Origin of the sequence: Gordonia malaquae, assembly GCF_037148075.1 — a bacterium.
Lineage (GTDB): Bacteria > Actinomycetota > Actinomycetes > Mycobacteriales > Mycobacteriaceae > Gordonia > Gordonia malaquae.
The window spans coordinates 25,163-46,081 of sequence record NZ_JBBCUB010000003.1 but is presented as its reverse complement, the minus strand read 5'-3'; the positions used below and the strand labels follow the sequence as shown (position 1 = coordinate 46,081).

The following is a 20,919-nucleotide window of genomic DNA, read 5'->3' as shown; positions in this document are numbered from 1 at the left end:
CGAGGTCGGCGACGATACCGGTCACGTACGGGCATCGCCCCCGTCATCGCGGTCGCGGAGCCCGGCGAGAATCAATCGGTGCATCGCCTCGACGGTGTCGGCCGTCGACGTCGTGAGGGCGGCAGGCCACTTCGATATCTGTTCGGACGTGTGGAATACGAACATGTGCAGTATGCGAGGGTCGATGTCGGACCGGATCTCTCCGGACTCGACAGCGTCGTGGACCAGGGCGGCCCAGAACTCGGAGAACCGCTCCAGAGATGGGCGGAGACGGTCGCGCATCTCCTTCGGGACGTCCCGATAGTTGCGGATGTGGGCGGCCGACATGTTGCCGACCTCGATTCGGACCCGGATGATGCTGCGGACAGCAGTCGACAGCCGCTCACCCGGCGTCGCGGTCTCCGGCAGGTCGTCGACGGCGCTGTAGACGGCTCGGTGGATCAGCGCGCCCGCCTCGCCGAGAGCGGCCTCCACCAGTTCGTCCTTGGACCCGAAGTAGTAGTAGAGACTGCCGATCTGCATGCCTGCCTCGTCGGCGATGGCCGACAGTCGGGTGTGCCCGAACCCGGTCTCGGCGAGGACCTTAGCGGCCGCGGTGATGATGCGAGCGCGCGTGGCCTCCGACTTCGACTGCCGACGTCCGGCCGTCCCGACGGGATCAGTGGTCGGCATGCATCTCCAGCAGGCGACGTCCGATGATCATGCGCTGGATGTCGGCGGTGCCTTCTCCGATCAGCAGCATCGGCGCCTCGCGGTAGAGGCGTTCGATCTCGTACTCCTTCGCGAAGCCGTAGCCGCCGTGGATTCGGAACGCGTCCTCGACCACGTCGCGGCAGTACTCCGATGCGAGGTACTTCGCCATGCCCGCTTCGAGATCGTTGCGCTCACCTGTGTCTTTGACGCGGGCGGCTCGGACCACCATCTGATGTGCGGCCTCGACCTTGGTGCCCATCTCGGCGATGCGGAACAGGACGGCCTGATGCTGGGCGATCGGTTTGCCGAACGTCTCGCGCTGCTGGGCGTACGACGTCCCGAGTTCGAACGCCCGGTGCGCGACGCCGACGGCCCGCGCCGCGACGTTGACGCGCCCCACCTCGACGCCGTCCATCATCTGATAGAAACCTCGCCCCGGTTCGCCGCCGAGGATCTCGGCCGCGTCGATCGAGTAGCCGTCGAAGAGGAGTTCGGTGGTGTCGACACCCTTGTATCCCATCTTCTCGATCTTTCCCGGGATGGTGAGTCCGGGCGCGACCTCGCCGAAGCCGGGAGTCTTCTCGATCAGGAAGGTCGTCAAGTTCTGGTGCGGGCGGTCCTTGCCCTCGGGGGTGCGGACGAGCACGGCGACGAGGGACGACGTGCCGCCGTTGGTGAGCCACATCTTCTGGCCGTTGATCGTGTACCGACCGCCGTCGTCCGGGATGGCGGAGGTCGTGATCGCGGCGACGTCGGACCCGAGACCCGGCTCCGACATCGAGAACGCGCCGGTGAGTTCACCCGCCGCGAGGCGCGGAAGGTACTTGTCCTTCTGCTCCTGCGTACCGTGCTGCTGCAGCAGGTAGGCGACGATGAAGTGTGTGTTGATGATGCCGCTGACGCTCATCCACCCGCGGGAGATCTCCTCGACCACCAGCGCGTATGTCAGCAGTGATTCGCCGAGCCCACCGTACTGTTCGTCGATGGTCAGCCCGAAGATGCCCATCTCCTTCATCGTCGCGACGATGTCGGCCGGGTACTCGTCGGCGTGCTCCAACTCGGTCGCGACCGGCAGGATCTGACTGTCGACGAAGCGTCGGACGGTGGACAGGATGTCGCGCTGAACGTCGGTCAGGTCGGCTGTTGCGCACAGTGTGCTCATGAGGCTCCTCGCGTGACTCCGATGAGGTCGGAAGGCCCGTCCGCAAATCTGCAAAACCTTTAGAAAATCGACTCTACATATGCCCCGGCGGCGGTGTCGTGACCGCCGCCACCGTAAATCTGACAACGTCTGTTCGCACACTCTACGGCCGGTCTGAATCGTGACCTGGACGTTTGAGCACTAGTCTCCAGGCATGACCATCGCTGACCAGCCAGCAGTCGTCGCCCGGGGGATCACACAACGAGGGCCGTGGGGACCGGTCTACGGGCCGATCGACCTCGACATCCCCACGGGCGGGCTCACCGTGCTGCGTGGACCCGCAGGATCGGGCCGCACCGCCCTGCAGATGACGCTTGCGGGTCGAATGAAGATCAAGGGCGGCGAGCTGTCGGTGTTCGGGCGCTCGGGGGCGAAGCAGATCTTCCGGATCGCCGGACTGGCGGCCGTCGACGAACTGGACGCCGTGTACAACGCGGTTCGTGTGGTGGATCTGATCACCGAGCAGATCCGGTGGGATGCACCGTGGTATCGACTGATCGGCAAAGCCGGGGCCGACGACCTCGAACGTCTCGGCCGCCCGGTGTTCGGCGACCTGCCGCTTCCCGACCTCGACGAATACGTCGACGACCTGTCCGAGCTCGACCGGATGCTCCTGCGGATCACCCTCGCGAACACGAAGCGCCCGCCGTTGTTGGTGGTCGGAAGCATCGACCAGGTGACCAGCGATGTGAACCAGCGGGTCCTGGTGCGACGTCTCGCTCACCTCGGTGAAGCGCAGACGGTGATCACGTCGACCGTCAACCCGCTGCCCGACGACCTCGGCCATCGCCTCGTCATCGATGTCCCGAACTTGACGCACGACGAACTCACCTCCGGGGAAGGGAAGCGCTGATGTTGGCTGGAATGTCCCTCGGGACCGAGCTCAAGCGGTACTCGAAAGGCGCGATGCCCCGCATCGCGATCGTCACCGTCATCCTGATGCCGCTGCTGTACGGCGCCATGTACCTGTGGGTGTTCTGGAATCCGTTCGACGAAGTCGCCAAGGTCCCTGTCGCGCTGGTCAACGAGGATGCCGGGGCGTCTGCCCAGGGTAAGACGTTGAACGCGGGCGAGCAGGTGGAGACCGAGCTCGTCGCGTCGGGCAAGCTCGGCGTCAATGTGACCGATGCGGCGGACGCCGCGGACGGTCTGGCCCACGGCCGTTACTACTTCACGATCACCATTCCGAAGGACTTCAGCTCGTCGATCGCCTCGGCGACCACGAAGAATCCGCACAAGGCGCAGGTCGACTTCCAGTTCAACGACGCCAACAGTTACCTGGCCGGGATCATCGGTCAGAACGCGGCGGCGCAGGTCACCGCGACGCTCAACGACAAGATCGGCCAGCAGGCCGTCGACCAGGTGCTCGTTGGGCTCACCACCGCCGGTGCCGGTCTGACCAGGGCCGCCGACGGTGCGGACCAACTCGCCACGGGTCTCAAGACGGCGGACGACGGTGCCCAGAAGCTGGCCTCCGGCGCTGACGAACTGGCCACCAACATGGTGACCGCGCGCGACGGTTCGGCCAAGCTCGCGGACGGCGCCGGTCAGCTCGCCGACGGCATCAACTCGGCTGCAGGGCCGTTGAAGGCCACGCTTGCGCAGGTGGCGAGCTCGGGGATCAAACCCACGCAGTACGCGGCCGACGCCGCTCGTCTGACTCGGGACATGTCGAGTGTGCTCGACGTCGTCGGACAGGTCGGCGCAGGGCAGTCGCAGGCCGAGCATGTGCTCACCGGGGTGATGACTCAGCTGCGCAACAGCAGGGACCCGAACGCCCGCGCCCTCGCGAACTCGCTGAAGCCGGTGCAGACGTTCCTCAAGACGCAGGGTGTCGATCCGTCCACCACACAACGCGTCGACAATCTGTCGCAGCAGTCGCGCGCGCTGTCGCGGCAGTTGGGTGACAAGAACTCCGGGCTCTACGGGATGCTGGCGATGCTCGAGAACGGTCAGCTCGCGGGCAAGTTGGGGCAGCTCACCGACGGTGCGAATCAGCTGAAGGACGGGTCGGCCGCGCTCAATTCCGGTCTGATCCAGCTCACCGACGGAAGCAACCGACTGGCGACGGGGGCCGCACAGCTCGCGGACGGCACGCCGAAGCTCTCGGCGGGCGCGGATGAGCTGTCGAAGGGGCTGTCGGACGGCGTCAAGCAGATCCCCGACTTCGGTGACGACGCGCAGCGTCAGAAGACGGCGGCGAATCTGTCCCAGCCCGTTGCGTTGAACGAGTTCACCCACAACAAGGCTCCGACGTTCGGCGCTGGTTTTGCGCCGTTCTTCCTCCCGCTCGCCATGTTCATCGGCACCATCATCATCTGGATGATGATCAAGCCGCTGCAGGCGCGTCCGGTGGTCAACGGCCTCGGCGGCCTCCGCGCGATCCTCGCGTCGTACTGGCCTGCCGTACTGATCGCGATCGCGCAGGTGGTCGTCATGTTCCTGGTCGCGCACTTCGCGGTCGGCCTCGACCCTGCACACCCGCTGGGGATGGTCGGTTTCATGCTCCTCGTCTCCGCCGCGTTCCTGGCGTTGATACAGATGTTCAACTCGGTGCTCGGCGTCGCCGTCGGACGCGTGGTGTCCTTGGCCTTCCTGATGGTGCAGATCGTCGCGTCCGGCGGCATATATCCAGTGGAGACGACGGCGAAACCCGCGCAGATCCTGCACCCGTACGACCCGATGGGGTACGCCGTCACCGGCATGCGACAGCTGATCTCCGGCGGCGTCGACTACCGCCTCGGCATCAGCGTCGCCGTCCTAGCGGGCGTGATGCTCGGCAGCCTGGCCTTCAGCTCCTGGGCCGCGAGACGGAACCGGCAGTACACCATGGAGCAGCTCTACCCGCCGATCCAGGTGTAGACCCTTAACCTGTCGTTTGGTGTCGGCCTGTGCCACCAAACGGCAGGTTCGCCGGCGACGCCGTACCTGTGGACAACGGTGTTTACCGATTGGCCCTTATTTGCCACGATTCGGGCGTGGCCACGACCGCCGATCTGAACGTCGCCGATGTCCTCTCGATGCAGGACGGCGTCATCGCGCGCCGACAAGCCATCAAATGCGGGTACACGCCGAACGACATCCGTCGTCTTGTTCGGCGTCGTGATTGGACAGTGGTTTTCGCAGGCGTCTACGTCAATCACACCGGACCGCTCACGTGGCGTCAGCGCGCGTGGGCGGCTGTGCTCGATCTGTACCCGGCCGCGCTCGGCTACACGTCGGTTCTCCCGAATGCAGGCGCGACAATCCACGTTGTGGTCGCCGACGATCGGAAGTTCACGAAGCGGCCGGGTGTTGTGGTCCATCGCCGATCGAACCTCGAGGAGGCTGTCGCGTGGAATCTGCAGCCGCCTCGGCTGCGTGTCGAAGAGGCGGTTCTCGACGTCGCATCGGCTGCGGCGTCGGAGATCGACACGATTGCGGTGCTCGCCGATGCGGTGAACGCTCGCGTCACGACCGCTCAACGACTTCTCGCTTGTCTCGCTAACCGAGGCCGCTATCGTCGCCGCGCTTTCGTTCGTGACGTGCTGACAGACATCGCTGCCGGCACGTGCTCGGTGCTTGAGCATCGCTACCTCACCGACGTGGAAAGGCCGCACGGCCTTCCGGCTGCGATCCGGCAGGCCCCGACGACGTCCGGGCGAAAAGGCTACCGGGATCTGGACTATCCGGACGCTGGAGTCGTCGTCGAACTTGACGGATGGCGCTTCCACAACAGTGCACGCGACCGGGACGCAGATATGGAACGGGACCTAGACGCCGCCGTCAGTGCGAACCGTCTCACCTTGAGGCTTGGTACAGGCAGGTTATCGGGCGGCCGTGCTCCACGGCCGCCAAGGTGGCTCGTGCGCTGTCCGAACGCAGCGCTCTGACATCGTTCCACAAGTGCCCGAAGTGCCGCTGACCTGCCGTTTGGTGTCATCTGGTGGCACCAAACGGCAGGCTAGGTGCGTTGAAGCGCTGGTCACCCCTTAAGAGCGCGGGCGGCGGAGGTGGCGAGGGTGTCGGCGATCTCGTTGTACTTGTCGCCTGCGTGGCCCTTGACCCAGCGCCATTCGACGGTGTGCTGGTCCTCGGCGTCGATGAGGTCTTGCCACAGGTCGGCGTTCTTGACCGGCTGCTTGGACGCGGTCTTCCAGCCGTTGCGGACCCAGCCCGCGACCCATTTGGTGATGCCGTTCCGGACATAACTGGAGTCGGTGTAGAGGATCACCGTCGACGGGCGAGTGAGAGCGTTCAGTGCCTTGATCGCCGCCATCAGCTCCATGCGGTTGTTGGTCGTGTCGGGCTCCGAGCCGGAGATCTCCTTCTCGACGTCGCCGTACCGGAGGATCGCACCCCAACCGCCGGGGCCGGGGTTGCCGAGGCACGCACCGTCGGTGGAGATCTCGACAGTCTTCGCGGAGGAGTCGGGTGCGCTCATGATGGATCAGATTACCGGGCGGTCATCGAGCGACCGCGAACACGACCGCCAGCACCACGAAGGCACCGACGAGCACCCAGATCCCGACTGGTCCAGGCATCGGCCCGCCGTCGGACAGGGCACGCGTGACACGCTGCCATCTCCACGCGCCGAGGGCGGCCGACGCGCCGCCGAGCAGTACCAGCGCCACTCCGAGCGTCGTCTGCAGGGCAGGGGAGGCGAAGTCGCCGACCACGTGCAACACGGCGACGCCGGCGGCGAGGAGCCCGAGCGCGGTCCGCAACCAGGCGAGCAGGGTCCGTTCGGCGGCCATCGTGAACCGGGCGTCGACCGACCCCGGCGGCTGCTCCGTCATGCCCGCGCCCGTTCGACGAGCGTCGCAGTGGTCCGGAGGTTCCGGCCGGTCCCGGTGACGCCCAACAGTTTCGCGATCTTCGCGGGAGTGAGTTTCGTGGCGCCCGCACCCTCCGGATAGTCGATGTGCAGGTCGGCGCCGATCACCGCGAACCGCTCCCCGCCGCCGAAGTCGGTCGCGCAGAACGCCTCCGCCGCATCGGCGTCGGGCACACCGGTCAGGAAGTAGATGTGCGCATGCTTGCCGCCGGTGAACGGAGATGCGGCGAGAGCCGCGGCGACCTCGTCCGGCGTCCGACTGATCACTTCGCGGAAGTACCCGAACTCGTCGGAGATCGCCTGTTCGAGGGTGCGGTCGAAGGAGTCCGGATCACCAGGCGGAGTGCACAACAGGTTGCCGGACGCGATGTACGTCGACACGTCTGTGGCGCCGAGGTCGGATGCGATCGCGCGAAGCCGTTCCATCGGGAGCTTCGCGCCGCCGACGTTCACGGCGCGGAGCAGGACGATGCGCGATGCGGGCATGCCTCGACGGTAGTTCACCCGCGGGCGGCGTGTGCCAGCGCGGACCGGAAAGCACGGATCGACGGATGACCCGACCGCCCGGCCCGAGCGGCCGTGTACAGGCGGCGGTGGGGATTGCCGGGCAGCGACGCGAGCCGTGTTCCGTGCAGGTGGGCGTCGGCGATGAGCGACGGCAGCAAGGCGACGGCGTGACCACTGCGAACCAGATGCGCCTGGAGGAGCGGATCCGGAGTGTCGAAACGGACGTCCGGTTCGAAGCCCGCCGATCGGCACACGTCGCGCGACCACGCCCCCATCGCCAGATCCGCGGGGTCGAGTGCCCACGGGGCGTCGGCCAACTGCGTCACGTCGGCCGGCAGGTCGGCGAGTGGGCCGTGGGACGGCATCGCCAAGAGCAACGGATCGCGGAGGAGATCCTCGCGGTCGATTCCGGAGCGGATCTCATGGGGTCCACCCGGGAACTCCTCGCCGAGGACGACGTCGAACTCGTGCGCGAGGAGTCCGCTGCTGCCGAGAACTTCGTCGCGTTGCGTGATCTCGACCTGCAGCAGTGGATGCCGCTCGGCGAGGAGAGTGAGCGCTGCGGGGGCCAGCTCGAGAACAACCGACTGGAACGACGCCACCCGCAGGACTCCTCTCACCTCGGGCTGTGCCGCCGCCAACTCCGACTCCGCGAGTTCGAGGCGCGCGAGAATCGCCTCCGTGTGACCGACCAGGGTGATCGCCTGATCGGTCAGCCGGACGCCGCGCCCGACCTTCTCGAGCAGTTGGACCCCGGCCTCTTTCTCGAGTTGGGACAACTGCTGAGAGACGGCCGACGGTGTGTACGACAGGGCGTCGGCGACCGCGGCGAGAGTTCCGCGCAGGTGCAGTTCGCGGAGCACTCGGAGGCGTGCGACGTTCAGCATTTCGGGCCCTTCAACACATCAGAACTGCTAACTATTATCGGCCAGAGACATTCGCTGGACTGATCGTATCGTCGGGCGAAGAGTGGATCTCGTGAACATGAAGGTTGGCGAGGCTCGGACTGGCGCGGCGGTGGCGATGATCATCGGTTCATGCGTGTCGTTGCAGTTCGGAGCAGCGATGGCCGTGCACCTCTTCGACGACGTCGGCTCATGGGGTGCGACGCAACTGCGGCTGACGATCGCGGCACTGGTGTTGGTCGCGATCACCCGACCGAGAGTCCTCCGGTGGGACAGATCCCAATGGCGTGCGGTGGTCGCGTTCGGCGCGGTGCTCGCCGCTATGAACGGCTCGTTCTACGCCGCCATCGACCGCATCCCACTCGGCACCGCCGTCGCCATCGAGTTCCTCGGCCCGCTGATCCTGTCGGCGGTCCTGTCGCGCCGCCGCACCGACCTTCTGTGGGTCGGACTGGCGTTCGTCGGCATGATGCTGCTCGGTGTGGACAGTGTGCTCGGCGCGTCGTCGCTCGACCCGATCGGTGTGCTGTTCGCGTTGCTCGCCGGCCTCTTCTGGGCCGGCTACATTCTCGCGGGCGCCAAAGTGAGCGCCCGCGTACCGGGTACGGGTGGTCTCGCCGCGGCCCTGGTGATCTCATCGATCGTGCTGCTGCCCATGGGAGGCGCCGCCGCGGCACCCGCAGTCGGCGACTGGCGTCTGCTCGCGCTCGCCGCGGGCACCGCGCTCCTGGGCTCGCTCATCCCCTACTCGCTCGAACTGAGCGCCCTGCGCCGCCTGCCGAAGAACGTGTTCGGCGTCCTGCTGAGCCTGGAACCGGCGATCGCCGCCGTCGCAGGCTTCGTGCTGCTCCACCAACCGATCGGCGTCCTCCCATCGCTAGCCATCGCGGCGGTCATAGCCGCCAGCGTAGGAACGACGATGAGCGCGGCAACAGGAACGAGCGGAACAGACAGCACCCTGCCGAGAGGGGAACGACGCAACCGGAAGAAGACACCACAACGAGGTCAGCGGGCGGAGACGTCCGCGGAGCCCTCCGCAGCGCGCGAGCCGCTGGTGTCGCGTGTCGAACATTCCTGAATGGTTGGCGGCACCCCGCTGCACACCTGGCGGCGTTGTCGTCGGTCGTGATACCTGCCGGTATCCCTCCCTCCTCCGCCTTGCCAGCTGCACAGCGGAGCACCACCAACCGTCGAGCAATCTCCAACACGCGACACTGCCGAGCCCGCGAGGACTGCCGAGGCGGACGTCTCCGCCCGCTGACCGGGTGGGACGGGGTTACGTGACGGCGGCGGAGAACTGGGCGGAGTAGAGGCGGAAGTAGGCCCCTTCGGCTTCGAGGAGCGACTCGTGTGAGCCCTGCTCGACGATGTGTCCGTCCTCCATGACCACGATGACGTCGGCGTCGCGGATCGTGGAGAGGCGGTGCGCGATGACAAAGCTGGTGCGATCGGCACGCAGGTTGGCCATCGCCTTGCCGATCAGGAGTTCCGTGCGGGTGTCGACGGAGCTCGTCGCCTCATCGAGGATCAGCACCGTCGGCTTGGCGAGGAAGGCGCGTGCGATCGTGATCAGCTGCCGTTCACCCGCGGAGACGCCGCCGCCCTCGTCGTCGAGGACGGTGTCGTACCCGTCGGGCAGCGTTTTCACGAAGTGGTCGACGTGACTGATCCGGGCCGCCTCGAGGACCTCCTCGCGGCTGGCGGTCGGGTCGCCGTAGGCGATGTTGTCGTAGATGGTCCCGCCGAACAGCCACGAGTCCTGCAGCACCATTCCGGTGCGTTCGCGGAGGTCGTCGCGCGACATGTGCGAGGCGTCGACGCCGTCGATCCAGATGGTCCCCTCGTCCACCTCGTAGAAGCGCATGATCAGGTTCACGAGAGTGGTCTTGCCCGCGCCGGTCGGGCCGACGATGGCGACGGTGTCGCCCGCTTCGGCGGTCAGGGACAGGTTCTCGATCAGCGGGCGGTCGTCGACGTACCGGAACGAGACGTCGTCGAACACGATGCGGCCTCGGCCGGCCTCCGGCGACTCCGGCTTCTCGGGATCCGGGGCCTCTTCGGGCTCGTCGAGGACGGAGAAGATGCGTTCGGCCGACGCGACACCGGACTGCATCAGGTTGAACATCGACCCGATCTGGGTGAGCGGCTGCGTGAACTGCCGTGAGTACTGGATGAACGCCTGCACTTCGCCGAGGCTGAGCTGGCCGGACGCCACGCGCAGGCCGCCGACGACGGCGACGGCGACGTAGTTCAGGTTCCCCAGGAACATGATCGTCGGCATGATGATGCCGGAGATGAACTGGGCCCGCCACGACGATTCGTAGAGCGCGGTGTTGCGTTCGTCGAAGTCGGCTTCGACGGCTTCCCGACGACCGAACGCCTTGACGAGCTCGTGGCCGGTGAATGCCTCTTCGATCTGTGCGTTGAGCGCGCCGGTGGACGACCACTGGCCGATGAAGTGCGGTTTGGAGCGCTTGGCGATCATGCCGGTCGCGATAGCCGCGATCGGGACGGTGGCGAGGGCGATCAGCGACAGCAGCGGGGAGATGCTCAGCATCATCACGAGGATCGCGATCACCATGAGCACAGAGTTGAGCAACTGGCTGATCGTCTGCTGCAGCGACTGCGAGAGGTTGTCGAGATCGTTCGTCACGCGGCTGAGGAGGTCGCCGCGCTTGGACTCGTCGTAGAACGACAACGGCAGGCGATGGATCTTGGCCTCGATGCGGCCGCGCAGGTCGGTGATCGTGGAGACGACGACCTTGTTCAGCAGGTACGCGCCGAGCCAACCGAACAGCGCCGACGCCACGTACAGCGCGAGAACGATCGCGAGGATCCGTCCGACGGCACTGAAGTCGACTCCGTGTCCCGGCACGACGTCCATCGCGGAGACCATGTCGGCGAACGTGTCGTGTCCCGACTGGCGGAGCCCGTCGACGGCCTCGTCTTTGGTCAGTCCGGCAGGCAACTGCGATCCGATGACACCCGAGAACAGTTCGTCGGTGGCGTCGCCGAGGACTCGCGGCGAGTAGGCGTTGAGTGCGACGGAACCGATGATCGACACGACGATCACGGTCATCATCGTGCGGTACGCGCCGAGGTGGCGCACGAGCCGCTTCAGCGATGGTCCGAACGAGTCGGCCTTCTCCATCGACGGCGTCATTCCGGGCGGGCCGGCTGCTCCGGGGCGAGTCACTGTTCGGCTCCGATCGACAGCTGAGATTCGGCTATCTCAGCGTAGGTGGGACACGATTCGAGCAGTTCGTCGTGCGTTCCGATGCCGACGACGGTGCCTGCGTCGAGGACGACGATCTGGTCGGCTCCGGTGATGGTCGAGATGCGCTGCGCGACGACGATCATCGCGGAGTCGCGCGTGGCGGGCGCCAAGGCGGCGCGCAGTCGGGCGTCGGTCGTCAGGTCGAGGGCCGAGAACGAGTCGTCGAACACGTAGACGGCAGGACGGCGGACGAGGGCGCGTGCGATCGCCAACCGCTGTCGTTGCCCGCCCGACACGGTAGTGCCGCCCTGCGAGATCGCGGTGTCGAGACCGTCGGGCATCGCCCGGACGAAGTCTGCGGCCTGCGCGACGGTCAGCGCCTCCCACAGTTCGTCGTCGGTGGCGTCGGGCTTGCCGTGCCGGAGGTTGGTGGCGACTGTCCCGGAGAAGAGATACGGCCGCTGGGGGACGACGCCGATGCCGGCCCGCAGCAGGTCGGGATCCTGATCGCGGACGTCGACGCCGCCGACGCGGAGCACTCCGCCGGTCGTGTCGAGCAGGCGCGGGATCAGGTTCACCAGAGTCGTCTTACCTGATCCGGTGGAGCCGACGATCGCCGTCGTGGTGCCCGGCGCGGTCGTGAACGAGACCCCGCACAGGACAGGTTCGGCAGCGCCCGGGTACCGGAACTCGACGTCGTCGAACTCGACGATCGCCGCGTCGGCGGTCTGCTCCTCCGCCACTGCGGGCGAGTGCACCGACGACTCGGTGTCGAGGACCTCGCAGATGCGTTCGGCGCACACCCCGGCGCGCGGGGCCATCATCGCGAGGAACGACGCCATCATCACCGACATCATGATCTGCATGACGTAGCTGATCATCGCCGTGAGTGATCCGATCTCGACGGAGCCGTCGTCGACGGCGTGTCCACCGAACCAGAGGACGGCGATCAACGTCAGGTTGGTGATCAGCATGACGGCGGGGAACATCAGCGCCGTCATCCGCCCGACCTTCAGCGTCGCGTCGGCGAGTTCGTCGTTGGCGACGCCGAACCGTTGGGTCTCGTACCGTTCGCGGACGAACGCCCGGACCACGCGGATGCCGGTGATCTGTTCGCGCATCACCCGGTTCACGTTGTCGATGCGTTCCTGCATCGAACGGAACGCCGGGATCATCCGGCCGATGATCAGACCCATCGTGATGCCGAGGATGGGCACGGCCACGACGAGGACCCACGAGATCGGGAGCGCGACGTGCATGCCCATCGCGATGCCGCCGATGCCCATGATCGGAGCCGTCACCAGGATGGAGATCGACATGACGGCGAGAAGCTGCACCTGCTGCACGTCGTTCGTGGTGCGCGTGATCAACGACGGCGCGCCGAACCGTCCGACCTCGCGTGCGGAGAATTCGTTGACCCGATGCAGGAGGTCGTGGCGCATGTCGCGGCCTGCGCCGAGGGCTGCCTTCGCGCCGAAGTACATCGCGGCCACCGAGCACACGATCTGAACGAGCGACACGAGCAGCATCCACCCGCCGGTCGACAGGATGTAACCGGTGTCGCCTGCTGCGACTCCGCGGTCGATGATGTCGGCGTTCAAGGTGGGGAGATAGAGCATCGCCGCGGTCGCCACCAGTTGGAGGGCGATCACGGCGATGATCAGACTGCGGTACTTCGTCAGGTACATGCGAAGGAGTCGGATCAGCACCCGATCGACCCTACGCACTCCTCGGCGTCATGGCACCTCGAAATTCGGCGGTCAGGTGAGCGCGACGGCCGCCTCATCGGTGTAGTTCAAGTAGGTGAACGACTCGGTGAAGTACAGGTTGACCACATCGGCGTCGTGCGAGTCGTAACCGATGGACACGTCCTGGCCGATGGTCAGCTCAAAATCGCCGCCGCGAGTCGACACCAGGTATCCGCCGCTGATGGCGGGCGCCCACACGATCTCGCCGTCGACGAGGAGCCGCCGTAGGTGCTCGCGGATCGGGTAACCGTGGTTGGACGTCTCGTTGACCAGCGCGAACAGCTCTGCCGACAGGGCGAGAGAGTACGGGCCGTCGACCGATGCGAGACGCAGCGCGTTGATCGCCTGGCTGAGGGCCTCCGGGTAGTCGCGGACGTCCTCGGGAAGTGCGATCTTGGTGGCGCCTGCGGCCATTCCGGCGATGCTCGCCGCCGAGTAGCCGGAGAAGATCGCCCGGTCCTCGGCGTGCGCGAGGTCGCGAGCCGCGTTGACCACCGGGTCCCAGTCGGAGTCGGCAGCACCGCGCTCCACGTCGTCGATCGCCTCGCGGGTGATGGTGAACGGCACCTTCAGTTCAACGAGCGGCTGCGCGTTGCGCAGGTACGCCTGGATGCCGTCGGCGGGTGCGTCGATCTTGGTGCGATGGCCGATGGTCACCGAGTCGGTGTCGAGGCCGAGCGGGCCCTTCACATCGACGAGCCGACGTCCGGCCACGTTCCGCTTGAACGAGCGGGTGGCCTCCTCCTCGATCTCGGCCCAGGCGGCGGTGGAGATCGGCGCGAGCTCGCGGTGCAGATTGGTCATGGGTGGTGTCCTTTCAATCCGTCGTTCACTTCGGTGGGGTCAGCGGAGCGATCCGATGCCGAGCGATCCGTCGGACGGTCCGACAGTTGTCGGTTGTTCGGCTGGTTCGGTCTCGGGAGCGGGTGGCAGGTCGGCCAGGAACTCGGCCGTCGGGGCGAAGAACTGGGTTCCGGTGACCGCTGTGGTGAAGTCGAGCAGCCGGTCATGGTTGCCGGGCGGGTCGCCGAGGAACATGTGGCGCAGCATCTCCTCGGTGATCGCCGGGGTCTTCGAGTACGCGATGAAATAGGTGCCCTTCACGCCGTCGCCTGCGATGTCGCCGTACGGCATGTTGTCGCGGACGATGTCCTGCGGTTCGCCGTCGACGTCGGGGAGGTTCGTCAGTGCAGTGTGAGCGTTCGACGGTTTGGTGTCGTCGTCCATCTCGACGTTCTCGAGCTTGCTCCGTCCGATCGCGTCCTCCTGATCGGAGGTCGGCAGCGCATTCCATTCCGAGAACTCGGTGACGTACCGCTGCACGGCGACGTAACTGCCGCCCGCGAAGTCGGGATCCTGATCGGGGTCGACGGTGATCGCGGAGACGGCGTCCGGACCGTTGGGGTTCTCGGTGCCGTCGACGAACCCGATCAGGTCGCGCATGTCGAAGTACCGGAAGCCGTGAGTCTCGTCGACGGTGGTGACGGCGTCGCCGAGCTGTGCCGTCCAGAGCCGTCCGACCTCGTAGGCGAGGTCGGCGCGGTCGGACTTGATGTGAAGAAGCAGATCGCCCGGGGTGGCGGGCGCGGTGTGGACCTCGCCCGTCAATTCCACGAACGGGTGCAGCTCTGCCGGACGAGGTCCCGAGAAGAGTCGGTCCCACGCATCCGACCCGATCGCGACGACCGCGCACAGTGTGGCGTCCGGAACGCGCGACGACACGGTGGTCACGATGCCGGCGAGGCCTTCGAGCGCATCGCGTGCGGCCTGCTCGCCACCGTCGTCGACGGTCACCACCAGGAACACCGCCGTCGGCGTTTTACTCGTCAGAATGTGCTGTCCGGTACCCACTCGTCTACCCTAGCTCGGCCTACTGACTCCAGTGCTGACACGCCGACGGCCGGCGACCCACGAGGGGTGCCGGCCGTCAGGTTCCGCTCGACGAGCGGAGAGGATCAGAAGAAGGCGGGGCGGAAGGTCGAGGCCCACGACTCCTTGAAGCGTGCCTGCCAGTAGTCCCACCAGTGCGCGCCGTCGGGCGAGATGTGCGTGGTGAGGCGGACGCCCGGGACCGTCGCGAGACGCGCGATGTACAGCTGCGAGCTGGTCGACGCGGCGACCTCGAGCGGAACCATCTGAGCGAACTTGGTCGCGTTGAAGTTCGGGCTGCCCGGGGTGAGTGACGAGTCGTACTTGGAGCCGACGCCGGTGCCCGACGACACGTACACGCGGTGGCCTGCGAGGTTGCCTGCAGTCAGGAACGGGTCGTTGGCGGCCCACTCGCCTGCGGGCCAGACACCCCACATGTTGACCGGGTTGCCGCCCATCTCCATGACGGAGGCCTGGATGCCCTGGCCGAAGCCGGGCATCGTGACGGTCGGGTAGCCCGAGTACGAGGCGACGGCCTTGTAGAAGTTCGGGTGGCGCGATGCGAGGTTCAGCGCCGCGGTGCCCGACATCGACAGGCCGGCGACACCGTTGCGGCGGTTGTCACTGCCGTGGTTCTTCTTCATGTACGCCGGGAGCTCCCGGGTGAGGAAGGTCTCCCACTTGTTGAGGCCGAGCTTCGGGTCGCGCCGCTCCCAGTTGGTGTAGAAGCTGCCGCCGCCGCCGAACGGGATCGCGACATTGGTGCCCTTGCCGACCATGAACTGGTCGACGTTGGTCTCGATGAGCCAGCCGCTGTTGTGCTTGGGGGCGCGCAGGCCGTCCAGCAGGTAGAGGGTCGGCTTCGACTTGCCTGCGCCGCCGTCGATGATCTTGACGGGGACGCTGCGGTGCATCGCGGCGGACCAGACGTTCTCGACGACGCCCGCGGCCTGAGCCTGCGGTGCGGGGGTGACGACGACGGCTGCGGTGGCAGCCGTGGCCAGTGCGAGCACACCGGCAGTCAAGCGCTTACGGGCGCTGGAGAGCATTCGGTTTTCCTTTTCGTCTGCGACGGCCGAAGCCGCCGGAAGATCGTAATCAAGGGACTGAGACCGGCCCGATCCCCCGTTCGGTCGTTCAGCGTAATCGAATCGTGATGGTGTGTCCAAAGCAGAGACATGGCTCGCCACCTGCCTTTGTCGGACGTTCCTCAGGTAGTTCACGCTGCTCGCGCCGCTACCGATCGCGGTTCTGGTCGGGATCGGGCATCGGTCGGGTGGGGTCGGCGAACGGCGACCGGAACGCCCCGGTGTCCGTGTCGTCGAGGGGGCTCGGCGCCACGTGGCCTGGCGTCTGGGCGTCGGGTGCCTCGTGGCGAGGCTGCCACTCCGACTCCTGGGGGACGGCGCGCTGCCACTGCGACTGATCCGGGAGCACCGTGGTCTCGGGGGCGTCCGGCTCCACAGAGGGGATGACTGTCGTGTCCGGCGCAGGCGCGTACGGTGCCGCGAACGTCGGCCGCTGATGGTTCGGATCGCCGAACGACGACGGGTCGTACGTGTACGCGCCGTCGGTGACCGCGTACGACGTGGTCGGCGTCTCGTCTGCGGGGGCCTTGTCGAGGGCGACGGCGGGCGGAGCGCCGCTTGTCGGCTCGTCGAGGGTCGGCTGGTCCTGCGGGTCCTGGGGATCGTCGCCTGAGGTGGCGGGCTTCTTGCGACCGCGCCAGACGAGGAACACCCACGCGAGGAGCAGGAGACCGCCAAGGACACCCAAGATGATCGGCACGTACGTGCCGCCCCACTTGAGGAGGTTCACGTAGTGCTTCGCGCGGTCGGTCTGCTGTGCGACCGTCTCGTCGGACCACTGGAACGTCGCCTTCAGGGCGTCCATGCGGAACTCGCGGATGGCGCGAGGGGTCTCCGAACTGTCGTCGGGCGACTTGAAGTACTGGTGCTGCTCCTCGAAGCCGGACACGATCGTGCCGGTCACCGGCTCCACGTACACGTGGCGAGTCGCGGCGCCGTAGCGGTGCATCTCGACCATGTCCTTGGCCTTGACGCCCCGGCCGGTGATGCCCCACCAGCTGGCGGGCATGTTCAGGATCGTGCCGAGCGCGGCGTCGCCCTGCGGGTTCGGCAGGTCGGACAGGTCCTTCTCGGGCACGTCGGCCTCGAAGTGATAGGTCTTGACGCCGTTGATGACCTTCTCCTCCACGAACTTCGCCGGGGAGTCCTGGCGCGTGTTCGTGTCGAAGTAGTAGTACTCGCGCTTCTGCACGTTGAAGCCGAATTTGTACTGGAAGCCCTTGCGGTCGTCGAGACGGACCGAGGCGTCTTCGACGTTGCCGCCCTCAGGGACCGACTCGAGCTGCAGTGAACTGACAACACCGTTCGGGACAGAGGTCTTGCGGTTCACCGACACGCGGTCGACTGTCGCCGTGAGCAACGCGTCGTCGCAGGCTCGCTCGCCGTCCGTCGACATCGTCAGGTCGCGTTCGGTGCCCGCGGAGTCGCGGACGCGGTCGATGCGCACGGTCTGCGCCGACTGGAGAGTGGCCTGGTCAGCGTCGGACGGATCGACGATCACCGAACGGCGCTGCTGAGTCAGGTGCGCGTCGAACTGCGCCGCCTTCTTCTTGGTCACCGAACAGCGGTCGAAGATGACTGCGGGGAAGCGGTCGCCGGTCTCGCCCTGGGCCGGGACGGTCGTCGCGACCGACGTGATGTCGAGGTCGAGCGGCACCACCTTCAGCTTCGGCACCAGGTAGATGGGAATGACGACGGCTGCCGCGATGAACGCGACGCCGAAGAACGCGGTGAAGGCCAGTAGGACGCGCTTCATTTCAGACGGCTCCTTCGATCACGTTCGGCTTCCTTCATGATCCCGGCCATGTAGCCGTAGATCTCTCGGTCGCTGATCGCCTTCCATCGAGGCGCGAGCAGCTTCATGTACTTCTCAACGTAGAGCAGTTGCTTCCCGACGAGCACGAGCTCGCGTGGCAACCGCGCGTCGTGCGCCTTCGCCACGGCCGCGAGCTGCCTGCCGAGGTCGGTGTAGCTCATCGATCCGAGTTCGGTCGTCGACAACGGCGAGGTGACCTTGCGCAGGTCGTCGCCGCCCTTGGACGTCGAACCCGGATTGTGGACCGCGCCGAGCAGGAAGATCGCGCGGCCCGCGGAGTCGTAGTCCTGTTTCACGATCAGGTCGACGACGAGTTGTCGGAGGATGCGGCGAGTGCGGGCGTCGAAGCGTCCGACGATGCCGAAGTCGAGGAGGACCAGCTTGCCGTCGTCGTCGACGAGGACGTTGCCCGCGTGCAGATCGCCGTGGAAGAGACCGCCGTGGAACGCCGAGTCGAGAAGCGACAGCAGCAGATTGCGGACGAGCGCCTCCCCGTCGTGGCCCGCCGCGCGGACTGCGGCTGCGTCGTCGATGCGGGTGGCGTAGATGCGTTCCATCGTCATGACACGCCGGGTCGTCAGCTCGGGGTGGACGCGAGGGACACGGACGCGGTCCCCGAAGGGGCCGGGCTGCAGACACTCGAACCACTCGGCCATCGTCGCGGCCTCATTGCGGAAATCGAGTTCGGCGCCGAGGCCGTCGGCGAAGTCCTCGACGACGTGGCGGGCTGACAGCATGCGGCCGTACTCGGAGATCTCGACTAGACCCGCGAGTCGCTCGAGGATCGCGACGTCGGGTGCGAGGCGGCCGGCGATGCCGGGCCGCTGGATCTTGACGACCACCTCGTCGCCGTTGTGCAGCGTCGCGGTGTGGACCTGGGCGATGGACGCCGACGCGATCGGCGTCTCGTCGAACGTCGCGAACACCTCGTCGGGTGCCGCCCCGAGGTCTTCGACGAAGAGGGTCTTGACCTGGGCGAAGTCGAGGGGTCGAACCTGATCGAGGAGAGTCTCGAACTCATTGGAAAGCGTTGGACCGAACACGCCGGGACTGGACGCGATGAGCTGTCCGAGCTTCACGTACGTGGGGCCGAGGTGCTCGAAGGTGCGTCGGACTTCGCGTGCCACATCCGCCGCGCCGGGCGTCTGACCACGGAACAGGCCGCCGATGGCGCCGACGGCGAGCCGCCCCACGCCGGCCGCCGCATGTACGGAGGTCGACGTGAAGCGGCCGACTTCGCTGATCGGCGACACGGCGGGCAGGGCGCCTCGGCCGGAGTCCGGATCGGGTTCGACGGTCGTCACGCCTGAGGAGTCTAGTTGCTTCAGGGCCCCGCGTCCGATTCGTCATTGCCTCACGCCGCGCGCAGGACTACCGTCGAGCTGAGTTTTCGATTCTGAGTCGATAACTGGTTCGTGGTTGGAATCGGGCAGGAGCATGTCATGGGTGCACGCACGGAACGTCGTGCCGACCTCGTTGTGATCGGTGCGGGAATCGCCGGACTCACGGCCGCATTGTCGGCGGTCGACGCAGGGCTGGACGTTGTCGTCCTCAACAAGGGGCAGCGGTGGAATCCCGGCGACGCCGAGCACCCGACCTCGACCTTCTACGCGCAGGGCGGGATCGCCGTCGTCGATCCCGCCATGGGCGACGACTCGATCGACCTGCACGTCACCGACACGCTGAACGCCGGCGCTGGTCTCACCGATCCGAAGTCCACCAGGCCGATTCTGACCGACGGCTGGCCTGCGGTGAGCCAGCTCGTCGACCGGGGCGCGCACTTCGACACCGACGCTCAAGGGCGATTCCTGCGCACCCGCGAGGGTGGCCACAGCGTCCGACGGATCATCCATGCGGGAGGTGACGCGACCGGCGCACGCGTGCAGCAGGCCCTCGGGGAGGCCGCCGGGCGCGCTGGGCTCACCGTGCTGGACGACACGTGGGCGTCGGACGTCCTCGTGCACGACGGCGAAGTGGTCGGTGCGGCGTACGTGACGGCGGGCGTGCCGGGTGTCGCCTGGGCGCCGACGGTCCTGCTCGCGACCGGAGGGGTGGGCCACGTGTATGCCGCCACCACCAATCCGGCGGGTGCCACCGGAGACGGCATTGCGCTCGCGCTCCGAGCCGGTGCGGCCGTCGCCGACCTCGAGTTCGTGCAGTTCCACCCGACCATGCTGTTCGTCCCGGGAGCTCGTGGACGCCGGACGCTCGTCAGCGAGGCGGTTCGCGGTGAAGGGGGCAGGCTCGTCGACATGAACGGCCAGTCGGTCACCGCCGCGGTGCACCCGCTCGGTGATCTCGCCCCGCGTGACGTGGTCGCTCGCGCCGTCGCCGCGGCAATGGAGCGGACGGGCGCGGACTGCGTCCACCTGGACATCACCGGTGTCGCCGACTTCGCCGACCGCTTCCCGACGGTCACCGCGGGCGTCCGTGCGTCGGGTCTCGACGTGACCGGCGGTTATCTTCCGGTGGTTCCCGGTGCGCATTACCTGTGCGGCGGTGTCGCCACCGACGGCGACGGCCGGACTGATGTGCCGGGACTCCTCGCCGCGGGTGAGACCGCCCGCACCGGACTGCACGGTGCGAACCGGCTCGCGTCCAACAGCCTTCTCGAAGGTCTTGTGATGGGTCGACGCAGCGCGGTCGAGGCGTCCGCCAGGGTCGGCAGGCGTGTGGTCGAGGTCGACGTGCCCGAGTCGGGTGCGGCCAGAGTCTGCGACCGGACTGCCCTCCAGGATGCGATGTCGCACGACGTCGCCCTCGACCGTGACGCTGCGGGGCTTGAATCGGTCGCCGCGCTGCTCGACGGTTCGCCGTTGCGTCCGAGGACCGATCTGCGGTCCGCGGAAGACGCCGCGCTCACGCTCACCGCCCGTGCGATCGTCGCCGCGGCGCTGCATCGTGAGGAATCGCGTGGTTGCCACCAACGTGCTGATCACCCGGCGACGTCGGCGGATCCGGTGTCTCGGCAGTTCGTGCTGGACGGCGATCGGCTGGTCGCGGCGCGCGAACGCGCCGTGCCAACCTCCTAGATACCGCCCGGCAACCTCCGTACACTG

At 66.9% G+C, this 20,919-nt stretch carries 18 protein-coding genes; 5 read left to right on the top strand and 13 right to left on the bottom strand.

What is annotated here, in order from left to right; translation table 11 throughout:
- Nucleotides 1-21: 21 nt before the first annotated feature.
- Together WFK36_RS12210 and WFK36_RS12205 are read right to left on the bottom strand one after the other, a co-directional pair.
- Entirely contained in the window at nucleotides 22-672 is a 651-nt protein-coding gene (locus WFK36_RS12210) for a TetR/AcrR family transcriptional regulator (protein WP_336791987.1), read from the bottom strand.
- Nucleotides 659-1,855: an acyl-CoA dehydrogenase family protein gene (locus WFK36_RS12205; protein WP_336791986.1), complete on the bottom strand. Its 1,197-nt coding sequence runs from the start codon at nucleotides 1,853-1,855 to the stop codon at nucleotides 659-661. The genes WFK36_RS12210 and WFK36_RS12205 overlap by 14 nt, the downstream gene beginning before the upstream one ends.
- Before the next feature lie 193 nt (nucleotides 1,856-2,048).
- On the opposite strand from WFK36_RS12205, the gene WFK36_RS12200 reads away from it, so the two are divergent.
- The 3 genes from WFK36_RS12200 to WFK36_RS12190 all read left to right on the top strand — a co-directional run bounded on the left by WFK36_RS12200 (nucleotide 2,049) and on the right by WFK36_RS12190 (nucleotide 5,766).
- Nucleotides 2,049-2,747 carry a hypothetical protein gene (locus tag WFK36_RS12200; RefSeq protein WP_336791984.1) on the top strand — a complete coding sequence of 233 codons (699 nt, stop codon included), beginning with the start codon at nucleotides 2,049-2,051 and terminating at the stop codon, nucleotides 2,745-2,747.
- Nucleotides 2,747-4,756: a YhgE/Pip domain-containing protein gene (locus tag WFK36_RS12195; RefSeq protein ID WP_336791983.1), complete on the top strand. Its 2,010-nt coding sequence runs from the start codon at nucleotides 2,747-2,749 to the stop codon at nucleotides 4,754-4,756. The genes WFK36_RS12200 and WFK36_RS12195 overlap by 1 nt, the downstream gene beginning before the upstream one ends.
- Before the next feature lie 116 nt (nucleotides 4,757-4,872).
- The gene (locus WFK36_RS12190; protein WP_336791981.1) at nucleotides 4,873-5,766 is read left to right on the top strand and encodes a hypothetical protein; all 894 of its coding nucleotides are present in this window, start codon (nucleotides 4,873-4,875) and stop codon (nucleotides 5,764-5,766) included.
- A 92-nt stretch (nucleotides 5,767-5,858) separates the two neighbouring features.
- On the opposite strand, the gene rnhA is transcribed toward WFK36_RS12190, so the two are convergent.
- Genes rnhA through WFK36_RS12170 form a run of 4 tightly spaced genes read right to left on the bottom strand, consistent with a single transcriptional unit; the run spans nucleotide 5,859 to nucleotide 8,104 of the window.
- Nucleotides 5,859-6,317, bottom strand: coding sequence for a ribonuclease HI (gene rnhA, locus WFK36_RS12185; protein ID WP_336791980.1), 459 nt, complete (start codon nucleotides 6,315-6,317; stop codon nucleotides 5,859-5,861).
- Between the two features lie 22 nt (nucleotides 6,318-6,339).
- Entirely contained in the window at nucleotides 6,340-6,672 is a 333-nt protein-coding gene (locus WFK36_RS12180; RefSeq protein WP_336791978.1) for a YidH family protein, read from the bottom strand.
- Nucleotides 6,669-7,196 (bottom strand): DUF1697 domain-containing protein, encoded by a 528-nt coding sequence (locus tag WFK36_RS12175; RefSeq protein WP_336791977.1) that lies wholly within the window; start codon nucleotides 7,194-7,196, stop codon nucleotides 6,669-6,671. The genes WFK36_RS12180 and WFK36_RS12175 overlap by 4 nt, the downstream gene beginning before the upstream one ends.
- A 14-nt stretch (nucleotides 7,197-7,210) precedes the next feature.
- Nucleotides 7,211-8,104 (bottom strand): LysR family transcriptional regulator, encoded by an 894-nt coding sequence (locus WFK36_RS12170; protein ID WP_008376998.1) that lies wholly within the window; start codon nucleotides 8,102-8,104, stop codon nucleotides 7,211-7,213.
- Nucleotides 8,105-8,201: 97 nt separating this feature from the next.
- Between WFK36_RS12170 and WFK36_RS12165 the strand changes: the two genes are divergently transcribed.
- Nucleotides 8,202-9,200 carry an EamA family transporter gene (locus WFK36_RS12165; RefSeq protein ID WP_336792522.1) on the top strand — a complete coding sequence of 333 codons (999 nt, stop codon included), beginning with the start codon at nucleotides 8,202-8,204 and terminating at the stop codon, nucleotides 9,198-9,200.
- Between the two features lie 198 nt (nucleotides 9,201-9,398).
- Here the strand turns inward: WFK36_RS12165 and WFK36_RS12160 are convergent, their stop codons facing one another.
- The 7 genes from WFK36_RS12160 to WFK36_RS12130 form a co-directional block, all read right to left on the bottom strand.
- A complete protein-coding gene (locus WFK36_RS12160; protein WP_419717486.1) occupies nucleotides 9,399-11,318 on the bottom strand; it encodes an ABC transporter ATP-binding protein in 1,920 nt (639 codons plus the stop codon).
- Complete coding sequence (locus WFK36_RS12155) at nucleotides 11,315-13,048, bottom strand: ABC transporter ATP-binding protein (RefSeq protein ID WP_336791976.1); 1,734 nt, start codon at nucleotides 13,046-13,048, stop codon at nucleotides 11,315-11,317. The genes WFK36_RS12160 and WFK36_RS12155 overlap by 4 nt, the downstream gene beginning before the upstream one ends.
- Before the next feature lie 51 nt (nucleotides 13,049-13,099).
- Nucleotides 13,100-13,891, bottom strand: a complete 792-nt coding sequence (locus WFK36_RS12150; RefSeq protein WP_336791974.1) for a family 1 encapsulin nanocompartment shell protein — start codon at nucleotides 13,889-13,891, stop codon at nucleotides 13,100-13,102.
- Nucleotides 13,892-13,930: 39 nt separating this feature from the next.
- Nucleotides 13,931-14,938 (bottom strand): Dyp-type peroxidase, encoded by a 1,008-nt coding sequence (locus WFK36_RS12145; RefSeq protein WP_336791973.1) that lies wholly within the window; start codon nucleotides 14,936-14,938, stop codon nucleotides 13,931-13,933.
- A 104-nt stretch (nucleotides 14,939-15,042) separates the two neighbouring features.
- A complete protein-coding gene (locus tag WFK36_RS12140; RefSeq protein WP_008377007.1) occupies nucleotides 15,043-16,005 on the bottom strand; it encodes an alpha/beta hydrolase in 963 nt (320 codons plus the stop codon).
- A gap of 187 nt (nucleotides 16,006-16,192) precedes the next feature.
- Nucleotides 16,193-17,800, bottom strand: a complete 1,608-nt coding sequence (gene pgfA / locus WFK36_RS12135) for a cell envelope lipid trafficking protein PgfA (RefSeq protein WP_336791971.1) — start codon at nucleotides 17,798-17,800, stop codon at nucleotides 16,193-16,195.
- Entirely contained in the window at nucleotides 17,797-19,164 is a 1,368-nt protein-coding gene (locus WFK36_RS12130; RefSeq protein ID WP_336791970.1) for an ABC1 kinase family protein, read from the bottom strand. The genes pgfA and WFK36_RS12130 overlap by 4 nt, the downstream gene beginning before the upstream one ends.
- A gap of 138 nt (nucleotides 19,165-19,302) precedes the next feature.
- Between WFK36_RS12130 and nadB the strand changes: the two genes are divergently transcribed.
- Nucleotides 19,303-20,892 carry an L-aspartate oxidase gene (gene nadB / locus WFK36_RS12125; protein WP_336791968.1) on the top strand — a complete coding sequence of 530 codons (1,590 nt, stop codon included), beginning with the start codon at nucleotides 19,303-19,305 and terminating at the stop codon, nucleotides 20,890-20,892.
- Nucleotides 20,893-20,919 lie beyond the last annotated feature (27 nt).

Bases quoted from the DNA above. Each gene is read 5' to 3' on its own strand.
- WFK36_RS12165 (WP_336792522.1), top strand. From the start codon at position 8,202: ATGAAGGTTGGCGAGGCTCGGACTGGCGCGGCGGTGGCGATGATCATC.
- pgfA (WP_336791971.1), bottom strand. From the start codon at position 17,800: ATGAAGCGCGTCCTACTGGCCTTCACCGCGTTCTTCGGCGTCGCGTTC.
- nadB (WP_336791968.1), top strand. From the start codon at position 19,303: ATGGGTGCACGCACGGAACGTCGTGCCGACCTCGTTGTGATCGGTGCG.
- WFK36_RS12140 (WP_008377007.1), bottom strand. From the start codon at position 16,005: ATGCTCTCCAGCGCCCGTAAGCGCTTGACTGCCGGTGTGCTCGCACTG.
- WFK36_RS12175 (WP_336791977.1), bottom strand. From the start codon at position 7,196: ATGCCCGCATCGCGCATCGTCCTGCTCCGCGCCGTGAACGTCGGCGGC.
- WFK36_RS12205 (WP_336791986.1), bottom strand. From the start codon at position 1,855: ATGAGCACACTGTGCGCAACAGCCGACCTGACCGACGTTCAGCGCGAC.
- WFK36_RS12210 (WP_336791987.1), bottom strand. From the start codon at position 672: ATGCCGACCACTGATCCCGTCGGGACGGCCGGACGTCGGCAGTCGAAG.
- WFK36_RS12180 (WP_336791978.1), bottom strand. From the start codon at position 6,672: ATGACGGAGCAGCCGCCGGGGTCGGTCGACGCCCGGTTCACGATGGCC.
- rnhA (WP_336791980.1), bottom strand. From the start codon at position 6,317: ATGAGCGCACCCGACTCCTCCGCGAAGACTGTCGAGATCTCCACCGAC.
- WFK36_RS12195 (WP_336791983.1), top strand. From the start codon at position 2,747: ATGTTGGCTGGAATGTCCCTCGGGACCGAGCTCAAGCGGTACTCGAAA.
- WFK36_RS12150 (WP_336791974.1), bottom strand. From the start codon at position 13,891: ATGACCAATCTGCACCGCGAGCTCGCGCCGATCTCCACCGCCGCCTGG.
- WFK36_RS12200 (WP_336791984.1), top strand. From the start codon at position 2,049: ATGACCATCGCTGACCAGCCAGCAGTCGTCGCCCGGGGGATCACACAA.
- WFK36_RS12170 (WP_008376998.1), bottom strand. From the start codon at position 8,104: ATGCTGAACGTCGCACGCCTCCGAGTGCTCCGCGAACTGCACCTGCGC.